Consider the following 22,275-nt stretch of genomic DNA (forward strand, 5'->3'; position numbering starts at 1 on the left):
AATACAATTCCCAGAATCATCTTCTTCACCTCCATCCGTATTTTCAGAGCAGAAGTTCAACACCGCTAATTTTCTGCTTCAGCATCCTGGCAATCAAGGTTCCCAAATGAGCACCTGCCTCCACAGGTGGAGTGCCGCCTTGATGGATATTCGAGACAACCATACGGTTGGAATCGGTCATTCCCGAACGGGGCTTGTAGCAGAGATAGGCACTCATGGAATGGGAAGTTAGAAGTCCTGGACGCTCTCCGATAAATAATACAATTACCTCTGGTTGAAGAATATCGCCAATGGCATTCATACAGCCTACCCTGCCATTCTGGACAAAAAACGGAGTTCCGCACGTTAAACCGTGTACCTGCAATGAGTCTAATAATGCTGGATAAACATCCCGGAGGTTGTGCTCAATGGCATTGGCACTTAATCCATCCGAGATGACAACCTGCACCTTAGGCTCATGGATACATCGCAGGCGAATATTCTGAATACTGCTCTCCGGCAGGACCCTCCCCAAATCCGGACGCCTCAGGTATATTTCCTTGTCACCCGCACTCGACTCTACTGAAAATAACCCTAGCTCATCCAGCAATGCCTGGCTGACCCTGCCATAAACCGTATCGACTGCCGCCGCATGATCGCAGCGAAGCTTAAGCAGTTCTCTGGTTGTAGGACGGCTTCCAGCTCTACCGGTGCCAATTCTAGCTGGTGTTGAACGCTTGAGTTGTTCCAATTCCTCTGTATGCTGCAAAGTCATTTCCTAAGAGCCTCCTTCACATAAATAGGGTAGGATCACCAGCAAGGGCCGTCAGTCGCCCATTTTGTAATATCCCCAGCTTTTCTGCCCAATCACTAAACTCATTCCCGGATTTCAAACGTAACAATTCCCTTAGGGTAGCAATGTCATGATAGCTGAGCGATTGATAATTCAGCATGCAATCGTCAGCCATCGGGACGCCTATTAAGAAATTCACACCTGCCGTAGCCAGTAGTACAGCTAAATTATCCATATCATTCTGGTCTGCTTTCATGTGGTTTGTATAACAGACGTCCACTCCCATCGGCAGCCCCTGGATCTTCCCCATGAAATGATCCTCGAGCCCGGCACGAATCACCTGCTTGCTGTCATACAAGTATTCAGGCCCTATAAATCCGACTACCGTATTTACCAGAAACGGCTTGAACCGTTTGGCAAGTCCATAGCAACGGGATTCTAGGGTGAGCTGGTCAATTCCATGATGTGCATTTGAGGATAACTCGGAGCCTTGGCCTGTTTCAAAATACCAGCGGTTGCTCCCTTTCGCAGTCCCCTCCTCCCGAATCAGCTGATCGGCTTCCTCCAGCAGACTCAGGTTCACTCCAAAGGACTCATTCCCACGCTCTGTTCCAGCCAAGCTCTGAAAGATTAGATCTGCTGGAGCCCCTTTGCGGATAGCTCTCATCTGAGTCGTTACATGAGCCAGGACGCTGTTCTGTGTCGGAACACCCCACTTGTGAATGACATCCATCGTTTCATGAAACAGTCGAACGATATTGTCCGTAGTGTCGATAACCGGGTTTATGCCGATGACTGCATCTCCCATTCCGTAGCTGAGTGCTTCGTAAATGGAAGCTCTGACACCCTGCAGATCATCTGTAGGATGATTGGGCTGCGCTCTGCTGCCTAACCTTCCCCGCTGTCCGAGAGTTGTGTTGCAATGGCTGAGCACTTCACATTTGGATGCAGCCTGAATCAGATCCAGATTGGACATGATCTTTGTTACCGCCGCAGCCATCTCACTGCTAAGTCCCCTGCCAATAGACCGAACCTCATCTTCCCCCTGGGAGAGGAGCTGTTCCCTGAGCTCTCCTACACTCCAGTTGCGGATTTTTTCATATATGGCCTCATCAATGCCTTCCTCAATCACTCGGGTTACCTCGTCCTCTTCCGGGGGCAGTAGCGGGTGGTTGCGGATCTCAGCCAAAGTAAGCTCAGCGAGCACAAGCTTGGCTGCCATCCGCTCTCGAGCATTCTCTGCAGCAATTTCAGCGAGCTGATCTCCAGACTTTTCTTCATTCGCCTTCGCGAACAGCTCCTTTAGATTATGGAAGCGATAACTCTCTCCAAGATAGGTGACCGTAAGTTTCATCAGCATTGTTCCCTTTCATTATCGCGAAGTTCTCTCAAGGCAGAGAAGACCAAAGTCTTGATAGCAACTGGAATACATTCCTCTGCTACGGGCTTCCCTATGTCGATATAATCACCATGCTCCACACTAATCTGATCCAGGCAAATACAGCGCAGCTTTCCCGCACTCAACACATGAATACAATTCCCCATCGCTTTAGCTGCATCATCCTCACAGATAATCACCAGAAACATTTCGGGATTCTCTGGCTGCATAGATGCTGTGCTTACGTCTACAATCGCTGCAGCAATTTCGCGGATGACAGGATAGGAATAATAAGGTACAGCCGGGAGTACGATCGCAAAAGGTGGTTTACCGAGCTTGCCAAATTTCCTTATCCCCTCAGCAAAAACTGCTTCAACAGCTGGCTGAATTCCAGCCAGCCTCGATAGGTCACCCGCTGGCCATTTCAGTTTCACAACTGGAATATTGTGCAGAGGCAGCAAATGAGGGTCCACAAACACGGTTGATCCGCTTAACACCGTAGTATGCACACCCGCTCCGATAACAGTTGCCCTTTGAGCGCCGGGAGGGACCTGCAATCGAAATGGATAGGCGCTCCCCGCTTTCTTCAAGGCCTCGGCCAGCAGCGGGCCAATATCTCCATAACCTGCAGCTTCCTCCATCGTGCGAGGCGAAGCCTGTTCCATCAATCGTCCCACACCTCCAGAGATCCACACCTCCGCAATATTTTCGGAGGAAGTCAAAGCTCCATTCCGCTCTCCATAAATCAGGGGACAGCTCTCAGAATCAAGCGGATTCATCAGCGTACTGAACAACATTTCACTCCAGCAATGGGTGATTTTTCGCAGTTCATCCATGGATGTGACTCCCCCTTTATTCAAGTGGAAGCCTTCGTTAACCAGCCAATCCTGCACAGCGGGATATACTTTAGTTATAGTCCCCGCACTGTCCAGCATGATAAGTCGACCGCCAATATGGAAATTGAGCGTTCTCTTGCAGCTGCCTCGCTCGAAAAAAGCCGCATTCGCTGTGCCTCCCCCGATATCTATATTGACTACCATTCCCTGCGTCAAGATCGATCGGGCTTCTGCTCCCGAACCTTTTCCGGCCAGAATAGCCTCCAAATCCCCGCCTGCCTCGGCCACTACAAATGCTCCTGCTTGTTTGGCCAGTCCATGGACTATGGAGTCCGCATTTAGCTTCACCGCCGTCTCGCCGGTAATAATGACAGCTCCCGTATCCACATCAGAAGGTCGAAGCTCAGCCTTCTGGTATTCACCAGAAATAATGATTTCAAGAGCAGAGATATCGATCTCTGTTTCATTCCTAAAAGGGGTCTGGTGCATTGGACTTTCATAACTCAGTATCCTGTCGGTAATATGAAACTGCGGAAGCATGGATAGACCATTCCGCCGCTCAATCTTAAGCCTGCTGAATACACATTTAGTCGTGCTGGTTCCGAGATCAATACCTACACTGGTAATCCACTTGGCAGAATCTATGCCTTCACCTCCCATGTACCACCTATAGATGCTTCTAATTCATAAAAAGACACCTTACCCGCCTGCATGTAATTCCGTATGCATGGCTCATAAAGTGTCTTCGCCTTAAGCTATATTCTCTTGTCGATAACTGGCATGATGTTGCTCTTTTGAAGCAATCGTAAAATAATGGCAGCTAATTGTCAATATAGTTTCCACACAATTCTCATTTCATTAACGAAATTGTTACGATGAGTCACATTACATGACACACAATCAACTTTTAAGTATAATACAAACTTCAATATTCCATTATGTCATATATCTTATCTTTAGCAGCCTCTCGTCACCATTCTTATTCCTTCATTTTCTTTTCCTTGTTTTGCATCATCTATGTAGCAGCTGCCTTTGATCATTTTGCATCTTTTCTTGATTCGTGCCGCTTCTCCGGATATGTCCTCTATTGAATCGAACTTCCGCAATCGATTGGTCACGACGGCGATGGACAGAGAGACCAGCGGAATTTCTTCAACAGCTCCAGAACGGCTCTCGGTGAGAACATATTGCTGCTGCAGATGCTGCTCGAGATAAAATCCTTTTATCGCAGCATCGAATTCCCTAAGCATGGTCTCACAGCTTTCCAAATAGTTATAATCGCTCAGAAAAACAATGAAATCATCTCCACCGATGTGCCCCAGAAACCCACCCAGCCGCAGTGTGCAATGCTTTAATATCTCTGCTGTGGACTGAATCATCCGGTCACCCTCTTTAAATCCATAAGTATCGTTGTACGCTTTGAAATGGTCAAGGTCAATATATAACACACTGAATTGATCCTGAAGCAGCGACTTGACCAAATATTCATTGATGCTCAGATTTCCCGGCAGCCCCGTTAACGGATTCAGGAAGCTCGCAGCCAGCGCTTGTATCTCGGCAAAATTCAGCAGCAGATCGCGCACGCTTACGGTGCCAAAGAACTGATCCTCATGCGTAACAATCACGTAGTCATACAAGTTCTCCTCCTTCCGGTTCATTGCAAGCTTGCTCACCTCAGTAATAGGTGTTTTGTACGGAACTACAAGCGGGTCCTTATCCATTAACAACTCTACAGATCTCCCCATAAACAGGGTAAACCCATACAAGGTCCCAATCTGCTGATAGAACCTTATTCGCATAATAAGCGCGACCGGATAGCCGTTGTCTGAGACGACCACTCCCTGAAGTTGAGGATTGCTTTTAAAAATATGATCTACGAATTCGCATTTGCTGTTGGGGGGGATTTGCGGAATTTGCTCCGCAATCTCTCCGATTTGGAGAAGCATGCTCATAACCCCTTCCTGCGTGACTTGTACACCCTGTAAAATAACGCTCTAATTCATACCACTCTGTTTGATAGATCCATCCTGCGGTCGAAAGATAGGCCTGCCCAGAGCATAACCCTGACCATAATCAATACCTGCCTTCTGTAAAAAAGAAAGCTCCTCTACCGTCTCGATACCCTCGGCAATCACCTTCGTTGCTGCACGTGCAGCGTACTCTTTAATCAGTTCAAGCAATTCCTGCTGCTCTGAATTGCCGCCAATCCCACGAATCAGAGACTTGTCCAGCTTAATAAATTCCGGTTTTAAATACACCAAGGTCTTCAGACTGTTATAACCAGAACCCGCATCGTCAACCGCGATCCGGAAGCCCTGCTCACGATAATGGGATAACACCCGCTCAAAGCTTACGTAGTCATGTACGGCTTGCCGCTCCGTCAGCTCGAAGACCACGCGGGAGGGAGATACTCCGAGCTCTCTTAGAAGCTCCAGCGTTTCTCCGCTTTTGTGTCGTGAATCATCCAGCACGCCGGGATGCACATTTATAAAAATAAGCTTGTCTTCACCAGTCGCCGATTTGGGCAGTCTCTCCACATAACGAGTGAGCGACATCCGGCGGCAGTATTTCTCAAATCTGAACATCTGTTCGGTTCGTCCAGCGAACTCATAAAATTGCTCTGTTGTTGGAAACTGCGGGGTAACTGGAGGTCTGTTCAGCGCCTCATGTCCGATCGTTAGCCCGCTCTGCAGTTGAAGGATCGGCTGGAAGTAAGTATCTAGCAATCCTTTATCCACAATGTTCAATAGCTCGTCCAGTCTCTTCAGCTCTTTGAATTCGCTCCGCATTCTACCATTCAGATGTTGAAGGTATTGAGGGAGCACGAATATTTTCTTATACATCTGCAATTGTTTGTCCATTCTCTCTCCCAATAGGCCTATTATCTTGAGATTCTGCCACTCTCTCCCCCAGCATACACAAGAAATATTAACGCGCGATAAAATTGAGTAAGATCGGCTTGATACTCGATGTGGACGCTCCGCGAACGGACCGTTGTTCCAATCGCTGTGCTCTCCAGATTTTATTTATTTCCCTTAGCGGTGAAAATCCGGAGAGCAAGGCGACCGCTAACGCTTTTCCACAATCGTTCCGTCCTCTCCGCTGCTTTGAGTAGAAAAAGTTTCTACAATCCTCTAAAATCACACTAACCCTCTCAAAAGGAGCAGAATGACTGAAGCGGAAAGTGTATTTTGCCAACCGAAGAACAACCGTTGTACCGGCGTCTCCTGCTTTGAGTGACTCTCGAAGGCCAATTATGGATCGAAAACAAAAACGAGTCAGTCTCCAGTAACCTGGAGACTGACTCGTTTTTGTTAGCTTTTACAGCTTCAAAGTGCAAGAAGCTATCTCATTCGCAAAAAATTCTACTTGGAGACAGCCCCTTACCCCTTATTTATACTTTATAAACCGTAATATTGTGTCTTGTCCGGTCCGTTGCTGGTGTACTCTGTCTTTATTTCGTTGCGGTAAGATCTTTCAATCTTGCGCACATAAGAGAGTCTGCGGACATTCTTCATTACTTCCTCGGCACGTTCTGCATTCACGTACATAACCGCGTAATGCATCTTCCGGGAAACATAATGCAATGTTCCGTATTTCTCCAGATTGCGCGCCGCCTTGACGTCACTAACCCAAATGATATATCCTGTGCGTTCCGCAAACATAAGCTAATCCGCCTTTCTTTCTCTAACTACTAGGAGCAGCTTATCCGCAAGAGCATGAGCCACCGCTGCCGCATCCGCCTTTAGGCGAAGGATTATTACTTGGAACCTTAATGTTCTCCGATACTGAAAAAGCAATGGTTTCTGACATGGAGAACAGGATATCGTCCAGTGTCTTCTCCGCCTGCTTGAAGCGGATAACCTCTTCGAACTGCTCCATCTCTGTTTCTACAGCTGAAACCTCGTCTTTGGCCGAGTGATAGTTCGGGTGAAAGTGTCCAAACCGCTGCGTCTCCTCGAACAGCTCCTTCTTGCTTTGAAGCCGTTTAATCATCGTCTGAATTTCGGGGTTCGCATCAACTCGCCCTTTCCAGTATAGGTAATCCGACACTTCTGCGGATTGATTAATCATGTCGCCTAATTCATAGGCGTATGTCAGCACTTCGGCCATATCGACCGTATTCATTTCCGCTACGCTCATGAACTTCAACTCTCTTCTTTAGTTAGTGTTCTGCCCTTGGCATTAGACTTTCTTATCATAACATAACCAGTTGCTCAAGCAGAAGAGGAATTTCTCCAGGCGCTGGGAATAACGAGCCTCATCTCCTTCCAATCCTCTGTAGTAAGCTCTATTTCCTCGACTTCCTCTGTTGTGAGCGACAACTTATTCCCTCGCACTCTCCACGGGTTACCACTTACCTGCAAAGGAATGAAATCACAATTCTCTCCCTGAAGGGACAGATGAACCTTAATGCCCCAGCTTAGTCCCTGTTCCATAATCTTCTGCGCAGTTGTACTGTGATAATGACGCCATTCTTTGCTCCAAATCGTCGTCACACTCTCAATTCCCGGCAAACTCTCCTCTTGTGATTTTAGCAGCGCAGGTTGCTGATAATGATCAGGGCTTCCTGTGCAGAAGAGTCCCCGCTTGGAATGCGATATTGGTAGGGTATATACCGTTGGAGACTCTGAACTGCGCTGGTAAAAAAATACTTTATCTGCCGCAGTCACCTCCTCCCGCCCAGTAATAGAGCGGGGCGGGGCCATACCGGCCGCGGTCAACTCCCTGCGCACCTGCTCTAGACCTTCCGCCTTTACACTAAAGTGACAGGGGCCAAGGCGAATGAGGTTCTCCTGCAGCCGAGGATGGGCAGCTATGGCATTCCCGTCTTCCTCACTGCGGCAAGAAAGCAGAATAACCTCTGCCAACAACGTCCGGCCGAATCCTCTGCCCCATTGCTTCAGAGCGTATTCCACCTCTGCAGGGAGTTGGCCCAAAGCATGAGCATTTAGCCAGGAAATAGCTTCCTCCGGCGATATTCCTTGCTCGGCAGCGGATTCCAGTCGCTCACGGGTCAGACGGAAGCTCCACAAGATATCACTTTGCAGCAGTTCGGCACAGCCGGCCAAGGTCCAGCGGATAGCATAAGGCACCTCCGGTGGAACCAGCACCTCAAAATCCGGCTGCACAATAAACATTGGGGTTGGGGAGGGTACTTGAACATTTAAGTCATGGAAATCACTGGTTTCATCAATCAGTCGAGGCTTCGCTGCGCTCCAGCGGAAACAGAGCCCCCCATTCGGTTCATCGCCGAGTTCACACCAACCAAAGCCAGCCATGATTCGCAACCAGGCCAAACTGGACAATTCCAACTCCGCACGGGTCTCCGCTGCGGCCAACTGGTTAGCCACCATCCAGTCCAGTATCTTTGAAAGTGCTGTCCACTTTTGCGGCTGGAATTGAGAGCTGGATATCAGGTACCGGAAATGCTGATCAGCTGGCTCAGAGCTTCCATAGCGATTAATTACGATAGTATACAGAATCGCTGCCATCCCTGACTCCGGAAGATTAAACCACTGCTGCAAGGCTTCCATCTCCAGTTCATACGCTGCACCATGCTCACTTATAAGACCGAGATACAGCATTAAATCCACTATTACTGCCGTGGGTGCTGGATATATTTCTAGATAAGAAGATGAAATGAACAGTCCCTGGAGATGACTTTCTTGACAAGACAGCCGTGCGGTCAGACGACCTATATTCCTTTTGTGAATGCTACCTTTAGATGTTAAGGGCAGCCCTTCCCGCGCAATATACAGAAGCGCCCGAAATAAATCTCCGGTCAACCCCGTACCTGCCTCCATAGTCAGCTTTACTTCATGCCCTTCTATAAACTGCGGATGATACGAAAAAAAGCCACCTTGAAGCAAGGGTAGCCGTTCCACTGGGATTTGATAGAGCTTCTCACCCCATATATTCTGCCTTACTTCCAGCATACCGGCATTTAATAATTCATTTATGGCAAGCCGCTGCTCTGCGCGACAAAGATTGGGCGGCCGCAGCCGTTCTTCCTTCCCTGCTTCAAAAGGTTTCGCTGCATAGGCTATACAGATCCGTCTTAATACCTCGTGTGCTTCCTGTGTAAGCTGTTTCAAAGGATGCCCTCCTCCTCACTTGGTTCCACAATTCTCACCTCGTACTGGTAGCCTTGTTCCGTCAGAAACATCCTGCGGCGCCAAGCAAAATCTTGTTCACGGCTGTCTCCGGTCACCAGCGTATAAAAATACGCCTTATTCTCCCCCGGCTTCGGGCGCAGAATGCGTCCTAACCGCTGGGCTTCCTCCTGTCGTGAGCCAAAGGCACCCGAGACTTCTATGGCAACCGAAGCATCCGGCAAGTCCAGCGCAAAATTGGCCACTTTAGATACGATCAGCACTTGCAATCTCCTAGCATTAAAAGCCGCATATAGTTCACCTCTCACCTGCTCTGAGGTTTTACCTGTGATCAAAGGCGCATCGATGGTTTCAGCCAATTGGCTCAGTTGGTCCAGATACTGACCAATCACTAGAACGGAGGAACCGCGATGTGCTTCCAGTAGCTGTAACACAACATCGATTTTGCCAGGGTTCCCAGCGGCTAGACGGAACTTTTCTTTGTTCTCTGCATACATATATTTTCGCCTTAACCCCAGATTCATAGGCACAGTCATCTCTATACACTCGACGGTGGCGATCCAGCCCTGCTTCTCCAGTACCTTCCAGGGCAGATCGTAGCGTTTAGGTCCGATTAAGGAGAACACATCTTCTTCCCGGCCATCCTCTCTGACAAGAGTAGCTGTAAGCCCTAGACGGCGTGTAGCCTGAATATCCGCAGTGGCCCTGAATACCGGTGCCGGCAGCAAATGAACTTCATCATAGATGATGAGACCCCAGTTTCGTTCGTTGAACAAATTCATATGAACAAAGGGACCACCCTTCGTACGACGATGGGTCAAAATCTGATAGGTGGCTACGGTCACCGGCCGCACCTGTCTTTTCTCACCAGAGTACTCACCGATCGCCTCACCTTTCAGATTTGTCCGCTGCAGTAGCTCATTCATCCATTGCCGGACAGAGGTTGTGCTTGAGGTGAGAATCAGTGTTTCACATTGGAGGCTTTCCAGAACAGCTATGCCTACAACCGTCTTGCCTGCTCCGCAAGGCAGAACGACAACTCCACTCCCTCCGGTACCGCCCGTCCCCTGAAAACGTTGAACGGCCTCCAACTGATATTCTCTAAGGCCAAAGATGCTTCTTGCTTCCACGTCTATTTCTCTCTCGTCATTCAGGCTGTATTCAGGCACTTTCCAGGCAATAGTAAGAGTTTGCCCCTCATGATAGCCTGCATAATCCATAATGGGGTAACCCAGTCTTGTCAGTTCCTGCTTCAGTTGACCGCGGAAGGCTTTGTTGCACACGCATTCTACAGGTCCGCATCTTCGCAGTCCAGCTTCATATAAGCCAGGGTGCTTCTCCAATTCATCCAGCTGCTCCGAAGTATCCGCGCGGATGGTAATCAGCTCAGATTCGCTTTCATGGGCATGCAGTGTCAATCTGCCATACCTGGACATGAGAAGTGAAATCTCTTCTATAACACCAGCAGGTATATCCCAACGGGTAATAGCTCTAAGACTAGCTATAATATATTCCGCCTTGTAACCAAGCGCTGCGGCATTCCAGAGCGACAATGGAGTGATCCTGTAAGTGTGATAGGCAGGTGGGCTTTTTATAAGCTCAGCAAAAGAGGCCAGAAGCTGCCTGGCAGCCTCAAAGCCCGGGTGAGCACATTCCAGTAAAACAGTCCGGTCTCTGCGAATAATACAAGCTCCTGTTTCGTCCATAGATTCCTCTCCTTGCTTAGTGAGCTATGTACCTTTATTTCAAGCTGCTGCTGAGTAGCAGGAAAAAGCCCACACCCGGATAACCACGGACATGAGCTTCACCCATTCATATTGTTAATGCAAATGCTGCTGTGAGATTCCACTCAGCGCTTCTCCAGCCTCATCGGCAAAAATATTACGCACCGCGAGATCACCAATCGAGACGATCCCGATCAATTTCTTGCCATTTGTCACCGGCAGCCGGCGGATCTGACCCGCAGCCATAAGCTCTGCAGCTTCATCTACAGAGGTATTTTCTGAGACGGCACGAATATCAGTACTCATGATTGTCTGCACCGATGTGGAACCGGCATGCTTGTCTGCGTACCCTCTAATAACAAGATCACGGTCTGTAATCACACCGAGCAATTGCTTGCTGTCGTTAGAATCAATTACTGGAATAAACCCAGTATCATTATCCCTCATTTTGATAGCAGCCTCAAAAATATTATCCTGCAATGTAACCGTTACAGTATCGGTGGTCATAACCTCTTTAACCGTCTTCAAGTTGAACCCTCCTGTCATGATCTCCATGTTTCAGAAGTAGGTTCTCCTAAACCAAACAATTTATACGTTTACTTATCCTTTAGACAGGAATCCGCCATCGCAATCAGTAACTTCACTCCATGCAGCATAGCGTCCTCGTCAAAATCAAATCGGCTGTGATGATGTGGGTAGTCAGCCCCTTTATCCGGGTTCCCCGCTCCTACGAACATAAAGCAGCCTGGGATACTCTTTACATAATAAGCAAAATCCTCTGCCGGCATCAGCCTCTCCATTAAGATGACCTGAACGGATTCCCCTAGCGCTTGCGGAGCCACATCGAAAAAGCGTTGGTACTCACTTTCATCATTTACAAGAGGAGGATATCCCATTAAATAGTCTATCTTCACCTCGGTGCCATATGCACCAGCTATTGAAGTAGCGATCTCTTCGATTCTGCGCCGGATCAGATAACGGGTCTCCTCATTGAAAGCCCGTACCGTTCCAGTTATTCGGCATTGCTCGGCCACAACGTTCTGGGCGAACCCGCCTTGTATAGTCCCTATACTTAATACTGCAGGCTGCAGCGGGTCAACAGATCGGCTCACAATGCTCTGAAGCTGTGTCACGAGGGCCGCCCCGGCCACAATGCTGTCGATCGTACGATGCGGCATGCCGGCATGTCCGCCTTTGCCGATTATATCAATGAAAAACTCATCGGCCGAAGCCATTAATGGACCTGGCGCACTGCCTACCGTACCGATCGGAAGCGGAGTCCAGAGATGCAGGCCATACACGGCATCGGCATTCTCCAGCACTCCTTCACCGATCATACCCAGCGCACCTCCAGGACACACCTCTTCAGCTGGCTGAAAGAGAAAGCGGATCTCTCCTTCCAGTTCATCTCGGCGACTGCTGTAGTACGCCGCTGCGCCCAGCAGCATCGACGTATGACCATCGTGGCCGCAGGCATGCATAGCTCCGTCATTTTGCGAAACATAATCGCTTTGTGTTTCTTCTAGGATGGGCAAAGCGTCCATATCCGCCCGCAGAACAACCGTCTTTCCCGGCTTCATGCCCCGCAATATCCCTGTAACACCGTATCCGGCAGTACTTCTCTTAACTTCAATTCCCAAATCAACCAGCTTATCTGCTACATAGGCCGAAGTCTCCTTCTCCAGATAAGACAACTCCGGATGTCGATGCAGATGGCGGCGCCATTTCACCATATCTGGCAGCAGTAATTCAACCGGTAACTTCTCCATACCTCTTCCATCCCTTTCTCTTACGTAACCCGCTTCGGCAGCTAGTACAGCTATATTTCTTTTATTGTAGCAGAAACGCAAAAAACTGTGTATCACAGGGTATCCTGCGCCTTGCGCTCCCTTTGGAAACATACTATCATGAGATAGAACATCATAATTCGGAGAATGAATGAACTATTATACTTCATGAGGGGGATATGTGCGCTATGATTTTTGAGAACACGGGCCTCGTAGGATTAACAAGCGATCTTTTCTATTTGGATGAGAGTGCCGCCAAAGCTGGTTTCATTCGCTGGCAATGGGAGTACTATCGCGCCACTTACGACTGTAAGATTGAAGATTTGCAGAATGGCGGCGACTATTTCCTGAGATTTAATACACGCGCTGTTGAAGGTAAACTGGAGAAGTCGGATGCCGTGCTTGCGATTGAAGCCGTTTACTTAGGAAAAGCAACCTATCCACACGGTCTAGAGTATGAGTCTCCTGTACCTCAGCCTATTATGGACATCGCTGCCCAGCGGATTCTTCAGCTGAAACAGCTGTTGGAGGTTTGAGTAACGGGAAGGGAACGACGAAAAAAAATGTCAGCCTGCCCAAAAGAGGAACGCCCGATTTCCAATTGCTTATTCTGACCTTGCTGCTTGTTGGCTTCGGTCTGGTTATGGTCTTTAGTGCCAGTTCCAGTCTGACCTTAGCCAGTAAGAAATTCAGCTATGACCCTTTTTATTTTATGAAACGCCAGATTATCTGGGTCGTGCTGGGAAGCTTCGTTATGTTTACAGTGATGAATATTCATTACAGCAAATTCAAAAAATGGTATGCTCCCATCTTTATTATTACCCTAGTCCTCCTATTATTTGTAGCTTCCACCGATAAAATTAACGGTGCCAAGAGTTGGTTAAGCATTGGAGGCATGGGCATTCAGCCAACTGAACTGGCCAAAATATCGATTATCTTATATCTGGCCGCACTCATCACCAAAAAAGGTGAGCGGCTGAGAGATTTCCGCACAGGTTATATTCCCGTAATGGTTATAGTCGGCATTGTAGCCGGACTGATCATGATGCAGCCGGATTTAGGCTCATGCCTGATTCTAGTTGCCACCAGTGGGCTGGTGATTTATGCTGGCGGCGCCAGCATGAAGCACATTCTGGCTTCTGTCGCTCTGCTAGTACTGGGGGCGGCACTCGTATTGGGAGCCAAAGGAGCGATCGACTCCCTATCGCCTGTCTCTGAGACAGTGATCGCTAACCAGGACTACAAACAAGAACGTTTCGATGCCTTCTTGAATCCTTATCAGGATGCTTCAGGCAGTGGCTTTAATATCATTCAATCCTTGACCGCTTTGGGAGAGGGAGGAATTAAGGGTTCCGGCTTTGGACAGAGTGTCCAGAAGCTCTACTATCTGCCTTACCCTTACACCGACTTTATCTTTGCTGTAATTGGTGAAGAACTCGGTTTTGTGGGGACGGCGATCTTCTTGCTTCTGTATCTATACTTTATCTGGAGAGGTATTCTTATCGCCCTTAGATGCACCGATCCATTCGGTACACTTGTTGGGATTGGTATTATGGGACTCATCGCTATTCAAGCCTTCGTTAATATCGGCGGTGTGACCAAGACCATTCCTCTAACTGGTGTCACTCTGCCATTCATCAGCTATGGGGGCTCTTCGCTGCTAGTCAGCATGTTGTCCATGGGCATTATGTTGAGCATTTCAAGGGAGACCAACCGTCCTGCTAAAGAAGAAGTAACTAAATCAGTTACAACAGTCAGACAAGTCCGAGCACGGTAAACTCGGCATTTCCAGCCTATAGTTGCGCTTAGAAACAAAGGGTGTCCCCAAATCCAGTAAATGGATTAGGGACACCCTTTGTTGTAATTATTATGATGTTGACCAGCTATATTACGATTTAAGAAATTTCGTCATTCTTGAAAGCGACGCCTTCAACCTTAACATTCACTTCAACAATGTGAAGTCCAGTCATGCTTTCCACAGCTTCGCGTACGTTTTGTTGAAGCATCCGGCACACCTCATGAATTGGTGTTTCGTAAAGAACTATTATACGTAAATCCACTGCTGCTTCCAGCTGCCCCACTTCAACGGTAACACCCTTCTGCACATTCTTACCACTCAGGCGCTTCGCCCAGCCTTCCGATAAGCCGCCAGACATGGCTGCAATTCCTGGAGTTTCCAAGGCAGCCAATCCGGCAATTTTAGAGACGACGTCATTTGAAATCCGTATATTTCCCATTTCTAGTTGAAGTTGTTCTGCCATGCCATATCCCCCTCACACTCATTATTAATTATTGTAATTCCAAAACAGGCTAAAAAGCAAATGACTTTATCTCAATTTCGTTTACACTCAGGAACAATTTGGGTATATTTGATTATGAAATCAACTTACATAAATAGACTGGAGTGTGCTTTACATTGAAAAAATGGATTTCGCCGGCCCTGCTGGTCATCACCTTTGTCCTTAGTGCCATTGGACATTTCGCAAATTGGGATCATACGCTTCAATTCGTCCTGTCTGCGGTCTCTGTCGTCTTCGTAGCCGGCTTTCTAGGCCGGGCAACAGAAAGCGTAGCCCATTATGCTGGACAAAGATTAGGAGGCTTTCTTAATGCCACCTTCGGCAACGCTGCGGAGCTGATTATCGCTTTCTTCCTGGTAAAGGAAGGACTATTCGATATGGTCAAGGCGAGTCTCACCGGCTCTATCATCGGTAATTTGCTGCTGGTTCTGGGCCTTAGTATATTCGCTGGCGGCATGAAGTACAAGGTGCAGAATTTCAACGTTACACTCGCCGGACTCAACGGCTCACTGATGATCGTCGCTGTAATTGCTCTGTTCGTTCCTGCCATGTTCTTTAACACCCATTCCATTACAGCGAAAGATACAGATGTGTTAAGCCTCATCGTAGCGGGACTGCTCATTGCTTCCTATATTGCCTGGCTTATTTTCTCAATGATTACACACAAGAAATACTTGGGGGATGTTACGGAGGACAAAGAAGAAGAATTACCCAACGAACATGCTCCTGCCTGGTCCATGAAAAGATCCATCCTCTATCTGGTGACTGCAACCGTTATGGTGGCCTTTGTCAGTGAATGGCTTGTCGGCACATTAGAAACATTAACTGAACGCTTCGGCTTCAGTGAACTGTTCGTCGGTGCATTCCTTGTGGCCATTATCGGTAACGCTGCTGAACATAGCGCGGCGATTATGCTGGCTACCAAGAATAAGATTGGGGCCGCAGTGGAGATCGCTGTAGGCAGCAGCCTGCAGATTGCCCTATTCGTAGCACCCGTGCTAATCTTTGTCAGTTATTTCATGGGAAATACGATGGATATTGTGTTTACGACGATTGAGATTGTCGCTATTGCAGTCTCCGTATTTATTGCCAAGTCGATTATTCAAGATGGGGCAACCAACTGGTATGAGGGGCTGCTGCTGCTGACTGTCTATCTGATTCTTGGAGTCTCCTTCTATCTTGTTTAGCATTTAAACACAGCAAAAAGCGCACATGAGCGACTCAACAGTCCTCATGTGCGCTTTTTTATAAATGAATTAAGCCATGCAAATAATACTATGAATTCGCCTTGTTGTTCAGTGCTTCATAAAGAACCGACAAATTGCGTTCCAGTTTGCTCAGTACCAATTTCCCAGTGAGTTCTTGCACTAATCCAACTCTAACTGCAAAATCGACCTGTCTGGAGAAACCGTACATTTGGGTATCCAGTACTTCCTCATAGAGAGGGCAGTACCGTGTCGCCAAATTCTCCATCTGCACTTCGATAAGCTTCTCAATTTTATCGGCATCTTCTTGTAGAAGAGTGATCGCTCTTAGATTAATCTGTTCCTGCAAATCTGATGAAGTCATACATTTCCCCCCCATGTCCAAAAGTTTCAGCTGTTATTGCTAGTTTATTTAATATTAGTCGAAATCTCATATCAATACAACAATTCAGTTTACAGAAGCATTTACTTTCATATATATTGTGAACCCTATAATTTATTATATTTTAAAAAACGCCCCGCCGCAAACCGGCAGGACGCTTTCTAGTAACAAATAATTACTCTGCTACTACTGTAAAGTTTAAACCATGTTTCGCAAATACTTCGCTCATTGCCTTCTTAGCTTCTTCAGCATCTGCTCCATGAACATGAAGTTCGTAGCTCTGGCTTGATACCAATGTAGTGAACAAACCAAGAATACTCTTAACATCAATGTACTTGTTTTCCGCTTGAAGAACGATAGATGAATTGAACTGACTTGCCGTTTGAGCAATATCGACGATTGCCGCATTGTTACTGGACATATGAATCCCTCCGCAACTTGATTATGAAACTTAAGTCATTTGTAATCAATTCCATGATACATTGAATCCGCTTACTCACGCAAGGAGTTTTCTTATTTTTACATTTTATTTCAGGTTTTCGGGATTCAGACCTTCCAATTCAGGGATTACAAATAGGCCGTCTTTACGGATTAGGATATCATCAAAATAGATTTCTCCGCCACCATATTCCGGACGTTGAATCAGCACCAGATCCCAGTGAATCGAAGAACGGTTGCCATTGTCAGTCTCTTCATAAGCCTGGCCTGGTGTAAAATGTAAGCTTCCGGCGATTTTCTCATCGAACAAAATATCCTTCATCGGGTGTAGGATGTAAGGATTAAAGCCAATCGCAAACTCGCCAATATGACGGGCACCGTCATCCGAATCTAGAATATCATTCAGCCGCACCGTGTCGTTGCTGGAGGCTTCAACTATTTTACCGTTCTCAAAAGTGAATTTCACATTTTCAAAGGTTATACCATTGTACAGAGTTGCGGCATTATAACTAATGGTTCCGTTCACAGAATCGCGGATAGGCGCACTGTAGACCTCTCCATCCGGAATATTCTTCTGCCCGGAGCATTTCTCAGCGCCAATCCCCTTAATGGAGAAAGTAATATCTGTACCTGTCCCGGAAATGTGTACCTTGTCTGTTCGTCTCATAAGATCCGCCAATGCATCCTGAGCTCTATCCATCTTGGCATAATCCAGATTGCACACTTGGAAGTAGAAGTCCTCAAAGGCTTCCGTACTGACATTGGCAAGCTGTGCCATACTTGCATTAGGATAACGTAAAACAACCCATTTAGTATGCTTGACGCGCTGCTCACTATGTACAGGGTGCGAGTAAAGAGAATTATACAGCTTCATGTTCTCTTCCGGGATATCGGACAGATCATTCACATTCTCCCCTGCACGAATACCAATATAACCATCCATTTGCTTCATGCGATTTAAGTCTATTTCCGCCCATGTCTGAAGACTTTCGCGTGTTGCATATTTCAGCATGCTGCGTAGGACGGTCCGGTCTGTTAGCTGTACAAAAGCATGGCCGCCAGCTTTACCGATCTCCTCCACAACTGCTTTAATTAAATCTCTCTCACTGCCGATCATTTCGACGAGCACATTCTCGCCAGGTTGAACGTTTACAGAGTAGCTCACAAGATTCTTCGCTAGCTTCTGAATTCGGGGATCCATCATTTTTCTTTCTCTTCCTTCCTCATATGTGTAAATAAAATGCCCTACTATTATAACACGCTAGAGCACAAGATATTGTATAAACTTGACCAAGGAACATCAACGATAACCATAGAAATCAACCTCCATCACATAGGTCTCAGTGTCAGTTTTTTCCCCACTATAATTCACCGTTCTTTTCCAAGTGAGGCGTTTGGGCAAATTACGTTTCGTGTCCACAGTCACATGATAAACTGCAGATATTTCGGCTTGCTCAAGCTTCTTTTGAAGTTCACTGTTCTTCTTCTCCCACAAGGTCAATAAAGCCTCATTCACTTTCAAATCCTTCTCATTCGTCTTCGGATTCTGATCCTTGAGAACGGGACGCAGGTCCATCATCTCTCGTTCCAGATCGGTAGACAGCTGATCTCGCGCCTGTGCAGAGGTCAGTTCAATTCGCAGCACCCTTGTGCCTCTTGCAGCACCCATTTCTTCAGTCACCACCTTATCCATCACCTCCAGCTCTTCAAGCTGGTGCAGCGGGTTGAGGGCAGGCAGCGGGTTATCCTCTCCAGACGAGGGGGCGGCCGATAGAAGCTTCCATTTGCCTTCTTTTTTCTCCAGTTTACTATAATAGGACAATGCCACTGTCGGTCTCTTCACAAGTTCTTTGATGTCGCTAGTGGCCGCAGGTAGGGATGGACTCTTATCGGGCAGAAGCGTATATAAACTTACCTTGTTATGATTTTCGACTTTACCACCGTAATATAGCGTTGTTTCCGGAACTGCTTTCCCCTCACGTAACAGCGTGGCTGCTCCTTCAAAGCTAAGTGCATCGCTTCCTGTCACACCCGATAGAGCCAAGGCCAAATCCTCCTTAGCGGGCTTGTCTTTAATTACGCTGCAACTACTGCAAACCACGCCATTAATCATTATCATTACACATATAAACCTTTTAAAGAATAACATCTCGCCCATTGCCCTCATGCCTTTCCCGGACTGATTAAATAACCTACTATAGGTTATCCCTTCAGCCGGGACTTATACTGGGTTATAAGATTCAATAAGAAACAAATAAATTTTTAGATTTCCAAAAAAAAGAACCCTCAAGGCTCATGCCCAGCGGATTCCTCAAAATGCATTAATTGTCTTATTGTCAACAATGACCAGGTTGCGTCCATTGTTCTTTGCTTCATACAGCGCCATATCTGCCCGGTAGAACAGCGTTTCTACACTTACCCGCTCATCCGTCCAGCTCCATTCAGCAATTCCGCAGGATACAGTGACCCTTGGCTCTGTCTCCCCCATCACCCGTTCACGAATCCGTTCAGCGACTAATACTGACTGCTGTACGCCAAGCTGTGGTAAATATACAGCTAATTCCTCACCGCCCCACCTGGCGGCAATATCTCCTTGACGAATGGATGACTTCACAATCTCGCTGACCTGTTTTAAAATCTTATCGCCTTTTTGATGGCCGTAGGTATCATTTACTGCTTTGAACTGGTCTATATCTACTACTATCAAGGAACCACAGAAATCTGTATTTTGTCTTTCCTTAATCATTTCATCCAGATAATGACGCGCAAACAAACCTGTCAGAGTGTCTCGGTTCGCGAGACGCCGTACTTCCGCATGTAAACGTGCATTGCCAACAGCAAGCCCAATATGACCTGCCATGGCTTGCAGGAGCCTGTAATTGTCATAGGAGAAGTAATGAGCATCTCGATGGGCAAGCATAATAGCCCCTCGCACTTCTCCACCCACATTTAGTGGTGTAGCAATTAGTGACTGCGAATCTGTCGAATCCATCAACCGTGAAGCCGTGGCATTATTATTTATGTAGTCTGACAATATTAGCGGTTCCCCTGTGGCATACACCTTCCCACCGAGTCCTTGTCCATCCTTTAATATTTCGTGGAGTAAAGGCTGATGGTTACAGGCGATCACCTCAAGGCCGCCTTTTTCCTCATTCATGTGTACAATACAGCAATAATCCGCCTCAAACATTTCGAGCAGTTCTTCAAAAGCAAACTGAAAAATTTCCCCCAAACGCAAGCTCTTGTTCAGACGCTGCGTTAGTTCATTGCTCATGCGTAACTCGCGGATTAACTGGTTGGAGCGCTCATATAGCTTTGCATTCTCGAAAGCTGTACCAGCCGTATCAGCCACCATGGAGAGAAATTGCAAATCCATGTCTGAGAAGACCTGATTATCCATAATCATATGGAATACACCATAAACTCCCTGTTTCCCACCAAGTGGAAGACCAATCTCCACAACGTGACTGTCCTCTAGGCTTGTTTCTATCGCAACTCGGCCATCTTTAAACGCTCTTGCGCACACATCGTTTTTTGTCCAGAGTAATGGAAGCGGTTTAACCTGCGGATTAGAACTGCGATGATCCTGCGACATAAACAGCTCTAAGCGAGCACCTGGATACATTGCAGAAATACTATCTATAACCTCTGTAAGTACGGCATTCACATCTATATTATCATGCATCCGCTGGACGATCTGGAATAATATTGAACGGCGATTGCTCTCCCGCTCGGCATGTAAATGAACATTTGCCAGATCAGATACAAACACATGCTCAAACCTGCGGTAGAAGCAAGTATGGAAATGTAACGCCATGGCTTCAGCGGTATGCTTTCCACCCTGCTCATATTGTTCTGTAGACATTGCACAGCCGAGCAAAGCAAAGATCTCTCTGTGGTTGCGTGTGAACATAGGTATTGTAAAAAAATTCACATCTCGGTCCTCAACTAAGAACTGCATCGCATGCATTTTGCCGGAGCTCACACTTACAGCTGCGGCCTCTTCCCATTGCGGTCTCCACTGCTCTTGCCTGTCTTTTATCTGGTCTATCCATCTACCTTCGGCGTCTAGAACACACCACTCCCAATTCTTCGTAAACGGAAGAGCATTAAGTTCTCCTTGCCATTCAATGAAGCTATCTGCAATCAGGTTGGCTGCATAAGGGAAGTCATAGGATACAATGTCCGTTTCCCTGAGCCACGCGGCGGGATCATCAGAATCTCCGCCTGACTGCATAGTGTCCTGTAACAGCATACGACTGTCTTTAAGACCGTATGCTTCCTGTTCTGACATAAAGAGGATCCCCTTTGCACCTAAAATTAAAATCTCTTTTTCCGATAACATCTAATTAGCTATATTTTACTCTCTTTCCTCCTGTAATGCATTATATTTTCCTCATTTCCGGGATTTTTTTTAGGACCTAAGAACTAACGACAAAGATTGACAAAAACTCTTTTAAGATACGCTTGACATTGACTGTTGTTTTCATATAATATTTATTGTTGAACAAGACTGTAACCAGTCTTACATGGCGTAACGTTGTGTCACCCTCACGCAATTCGTTACTATCAGGACAGCGGCTGAACTTTCCTGACAGTGTGAGAGCATGTTAATTGCTATTCACGGATACGAAAAGCGGCACAATAGAGCCTAATTCAATTGAAATTACAATTAAAAAGGAGTCTATTATAATATGGCACGTTACACAGGACCGAAATTCAAACTCAGCCGCCGTCTAGGTATTTCCCTTAGCGGTACAGGAAAAGATCTTAAACGTCCTTTTCCACCAGGACAACACGGAGCTAACCAACGCAGAAAAGTAAGTAACTACGGAATGCAGTTGATGGAGAAACAAAAACTTCGTCACATGTACGGTTTGGGCGAAAAGCAGTTTAAGACTCTTTTCACTAAAGCACAAAAGATCCAAGGTATTGCCGGCGAAAACTTTATGTTCTTGCTTGAAAGCCGCTTGGATAACCTCGTTTACCGTCTTGGTTTTGCTAACTCCCGTGCTGGTTCACGTCAGTTGGTATCCCACGGTCACGTAACTGTTAACGGCAAAAAAGTCGATATCGCTTCTTACCGTGTAAGCTTGGGCGACGTTATCGGACTTCGTGAAAGAAGCCGCGCTATGGGTTCAATCAAAGAAGCTCTTGAAAACCGTTCACACCTTCCAGCTTACTTGGAATATGCTGATGGATCATTCGAAGGTAAATATATCCGTTTGCCAGAACGTTCCGAGCTGTCCCAAGACATCGATGAGAAACAAATCGTCGAATTCTACAACCGTTAATATCTCGCTTATAGCGAGTATGATTAAATCCCCCGGATTTTCC

At 46.9% G+C, this 22,275-nt stretch carries 21 protein-coding genes; 4 read left to right on the forward strand and 17 right to left on the reverse strand.

What is annotated here, in order from left to right; genetic code table 11:
- Positions 1-43 precede the first annotated feature (43 nt).
- From eutC to GJB61_RS05775, 11 genes are all read right to left on the reverse strand, one after another.
- A complete protein-coding gene (gene eutC, locus GJB61_RS05725) occupies positions 44-754 on the reverse strand; it encodes an ethanolamine ammonia-lyase subunit EutC (protein ID WP_154117511.1) in 711 nt (236 codons plus the stop codon).
- A gap of 16 nt (positions 755-770) precedes the next feature.
- Entirely contained in the window at positions 771-2,126 is a 1,356-nt protein-coding gene (locus GJB61_RS05730) for an ethanolamine ammonia-lyase subunit EutB (protein WP_154117512.1), read from the reverse strand.
- Positions 2,126-3,646 (reverse strand): ethanolamine ammonia-lyase reactivating factor EutA, encoded by a 1,521-nt coding sequence (locus GJB61_RS05735; protein ID WP_154117513.1) that lies wholly within the window; start codon positions 3,644-3,646, stop codon positions 2,126-2,128. The genes GJB61_RS05730 and GJB61_RS05735 overlap by 1 nt, the downstream gene beginning before the upstream one ends.
- A gap of 296 nt (positions 3,647-3,942) precedes the next feature.
- The gene (locus GJB61_RS05740) at positions 3,943-4,938 is read right to left on the reverse strand and encodes a GGDEF domain-containing protein (RefSeq protein WP_229521496.1); all 996 of its coding nucleotides are present in this window, start codon (positions 4,936-4,938) and stop codon (positions 3,943-3,945) included.
- A gap of 42 nt (positions 4,939-4,980) precedes the next feature.
- Positions 4,981-5,847 (reverse strand): EAL domain-containing protein, encoded by an 867-nt coding sequence (locus GJB61_RS05745; RefSeq protein ID WP_154117514.1) that lies wholly within the window; start codon positions 5,845-5,847, stop codon positions 4,981-4,983.
- A gap of 540 nt (positions 5,848-6,387) precedes the next feature.
- Positions 6,388-6,651, reverse strand: a complete 264-nt coding sequence (locus GJB61_RS05750) for a YlbG family protein (protein WP_154117515.1) — start codon at positions 6,649-6,651, stop codon at positions 6,388-6,390.
- A gap of 40 nt (positions 6,652-6,691) precedes the next feature.
- A complete protein-coding gene (locus tag GJB61_RS05755; RefSeq protein ID WP_154117516.1) occupies positions 6,692-7,129 on the reverse strand; it encodes a YlbF/YmcA family competence regulator in 438 nt (145 codons plus the stop codon).
- 74 nt (positions 7,130-7,203) lie between these two features.
- Positions 7,204-9,084, reverse strand: a complete 1,881-nt coding sequence (locus GJB61_RS05760) for a helicase-associated domain-containing protein (RefSeq protein WP_154117517.1) — start codon at positions 9,082-9,084, stop codon at positions 7,204-7,206.
- Positions 9,081-10,808 carry a DNA repair helicase XPB gene (locus GJB61_RS05765; protein WP_154117518.1) on the reverse strand — a complete coding sequence of 576 codons (1,728 nt, stop codon included), beginning with the start codon at positions 10,806-10,808 and terminating at the stop codon, positions 9,081-9,083. The genes GJB61_RS05760 and GJB61_RS05765 overlap by 4 nt, the downstream gene beginning before the upstream one ends.
- Positions 10,809-10,922: 114 nt before the next feature.
- A complete protein-coding gene (locus GJB61_RS05770) occupies positions 10,923-11,354 on the reverse strand; it encodes a CBS domain-containing protein (protein WP_154117519.1) in 432 nt (143 codons plus the stop codon).
- Positions 11,355-11,422: 68 nt separating this feature from the next.
- Positions 11,423-12,595, reverse strand: a complete 1,173-nt coding sequence (locus GJB61_RS05775; RefSeq protein WP_154117520.1) for a M20 family metallopeptidase — start codon at positions 12,593-12,595, stop codon at positions 11,423-11,425.
- A gap of 206 nt (positions 12,596-12,801) precedes the next feature.
- Between GJB61_RS05775 and GJB61_RS05780 the strand changes: the two genes are divergently transcribed.
- Together GJB61_RS05780 and ftsW are read left to right on the forward strand one after the other, a co-directional pair.
- Positions 12,802-13,149, forward strand: a complete 348-nt coding sequence (locus GJB61_RS05780; RefSeq protein WP_154117521.1) for a YugN family protein — start codon at positions 12,802-12,804, stop codon at positions 13,147-13,149.
- Entirely contained in the window at positions 13,146-14,390 is a 1,245-nt protein-coding gene (ftsW, locus tag GJB61_RS05785; protein ID WP_154117522.1) for a putative lipid II flippase FtsW, read from the forward strand. The genes GJB61_RS05780 and ftsW overlap by 4 nt, the downstream gene beginning before the upstream one ends.
- A 118-nt stretch (positions 14,391-14,508) precedes the next feature.
- Here the strand turns inward: ftsW and GJB61_RS05790 are convergent, their stop codons facing one another.
- On the reverse strand, positions 14,509-14,874 hold the full coding sequence (locus GJB61_RS05790; RefSeq protein WP_019911482.1) for an Asp23/Gls24 family envelope stress response protein: 366 nt from the start codon (positions 14,872-14,874) through the stop codon (positions 14,509-14,511).
- Between the two features lie 155 nt (positions 14,875-15,029).
- On the opposite strand from GJB61_RS05790, the gene cax reads away from it, so the two are divergent.
- Complete coding sequence (gene cax / locus GJB61_RS05795; RefSeq protein ID WP_154117523.1) at positions 15,030-16,100, forward strand: calcium/proton exchanger; 1,071 nt, start codon at positions 15,030-15,032, stop codon at positions 16,098-16,100.
- 88 nt (positions 16,101-16,188) lie between these two features.
- Here the strand turns inward: cax and GJB61_RS05800 are convergent, their stop codons facing one another.
- The 5 genes from GJB61_RS05800 to GJB61_RS05820 all read right to left on the reverse strand — a co-directional run bounded on the left by GJB61_RS05800 (position 16,189) and on the right by GJB61_RS05820 (position 21,232).
- Entirely contained in the window at positions 16,189-16,482 is a 294-nt protein-coding gene (locus tag GJB61_RS05800; protein ID WP_154117524.1) for an Fpa/YlaN family protein, read from the reverse strand.
- Between the two features lie 193 nt (positions 16,483-16,675).
- A complete protein-coding gene (locus GJB61_RS05805) occupies positions 16,676-16,921 on the reverse strand; it encodes an HPr family phosphocarrier protein (protein ID WP_154117525.1) in 246 nt (81 codons plus the stop codon).
- Positions 16,922-17,026: 105 nt separating this feature from the next.
- Positions 17,027-18,142, reverse strand: coding sequence for an aminopeptidase (locus tag GJB61_RS05810; protein WP_154117526.1), 1,116 nt, complete (start codon positions 18,140-18,142; stop codon positions 17,027-17,029).
- A 96-nt stretch (positions 18,143-18,238) separates the two neighbouring features.
- On the reverse strand, positions 18,239-19,057 hold the full coding sequence (locus tag GJB61_RS05815) for a hypothetical protein (RefSeq protein ID WP_195724248.1): 819 nt from the start codon (positions 19,055-19,057) through the stop codon (positions 18,239-18,241).
- A 192-nt stretch (positions 19,058-19,249) separates the two neighbouring features.
- Positions 19,250-21,232 (reverse strand): sensor domain-containing diguanylate cyclase, encoded by a 1,983-nt coding sequence (locus GJB61_RS05820; protein WP_154117528.1) that lies wholly within the window; start codon positions 21,230-21,232, stop codon positions 19,250-19,252.
- Between the two features lie 400 nt (positions 21,233-21,632).
- On the opposite strand from GJB61_RS05820, the gene rpsD reads away from it, so the two are divergent.
- Positions 21,633-22,232: a 30S ribosomal protein S4 gene (gene rpsD, locus GJB61_RS05825; protein WP_154117529.1), complete on the forward strand. Its 600-nt coding sequence runs from the start codon at positions 21,633-21,635 to the stop codon at positions 22,230-22,232.
- Positions 22,233-22,275: the final 43 nt, after the last annotated feature.

The sequence above is a fragment of the Paenibacillus monticola genome (assembly GCF_009664975.1).
Lineage (GTDB): Bacteria > Bacillota > Bacilli > Paenibacillales > Paenibacillaceae > Paenibacillus_AQ > Paenibacillus_AQ monticola.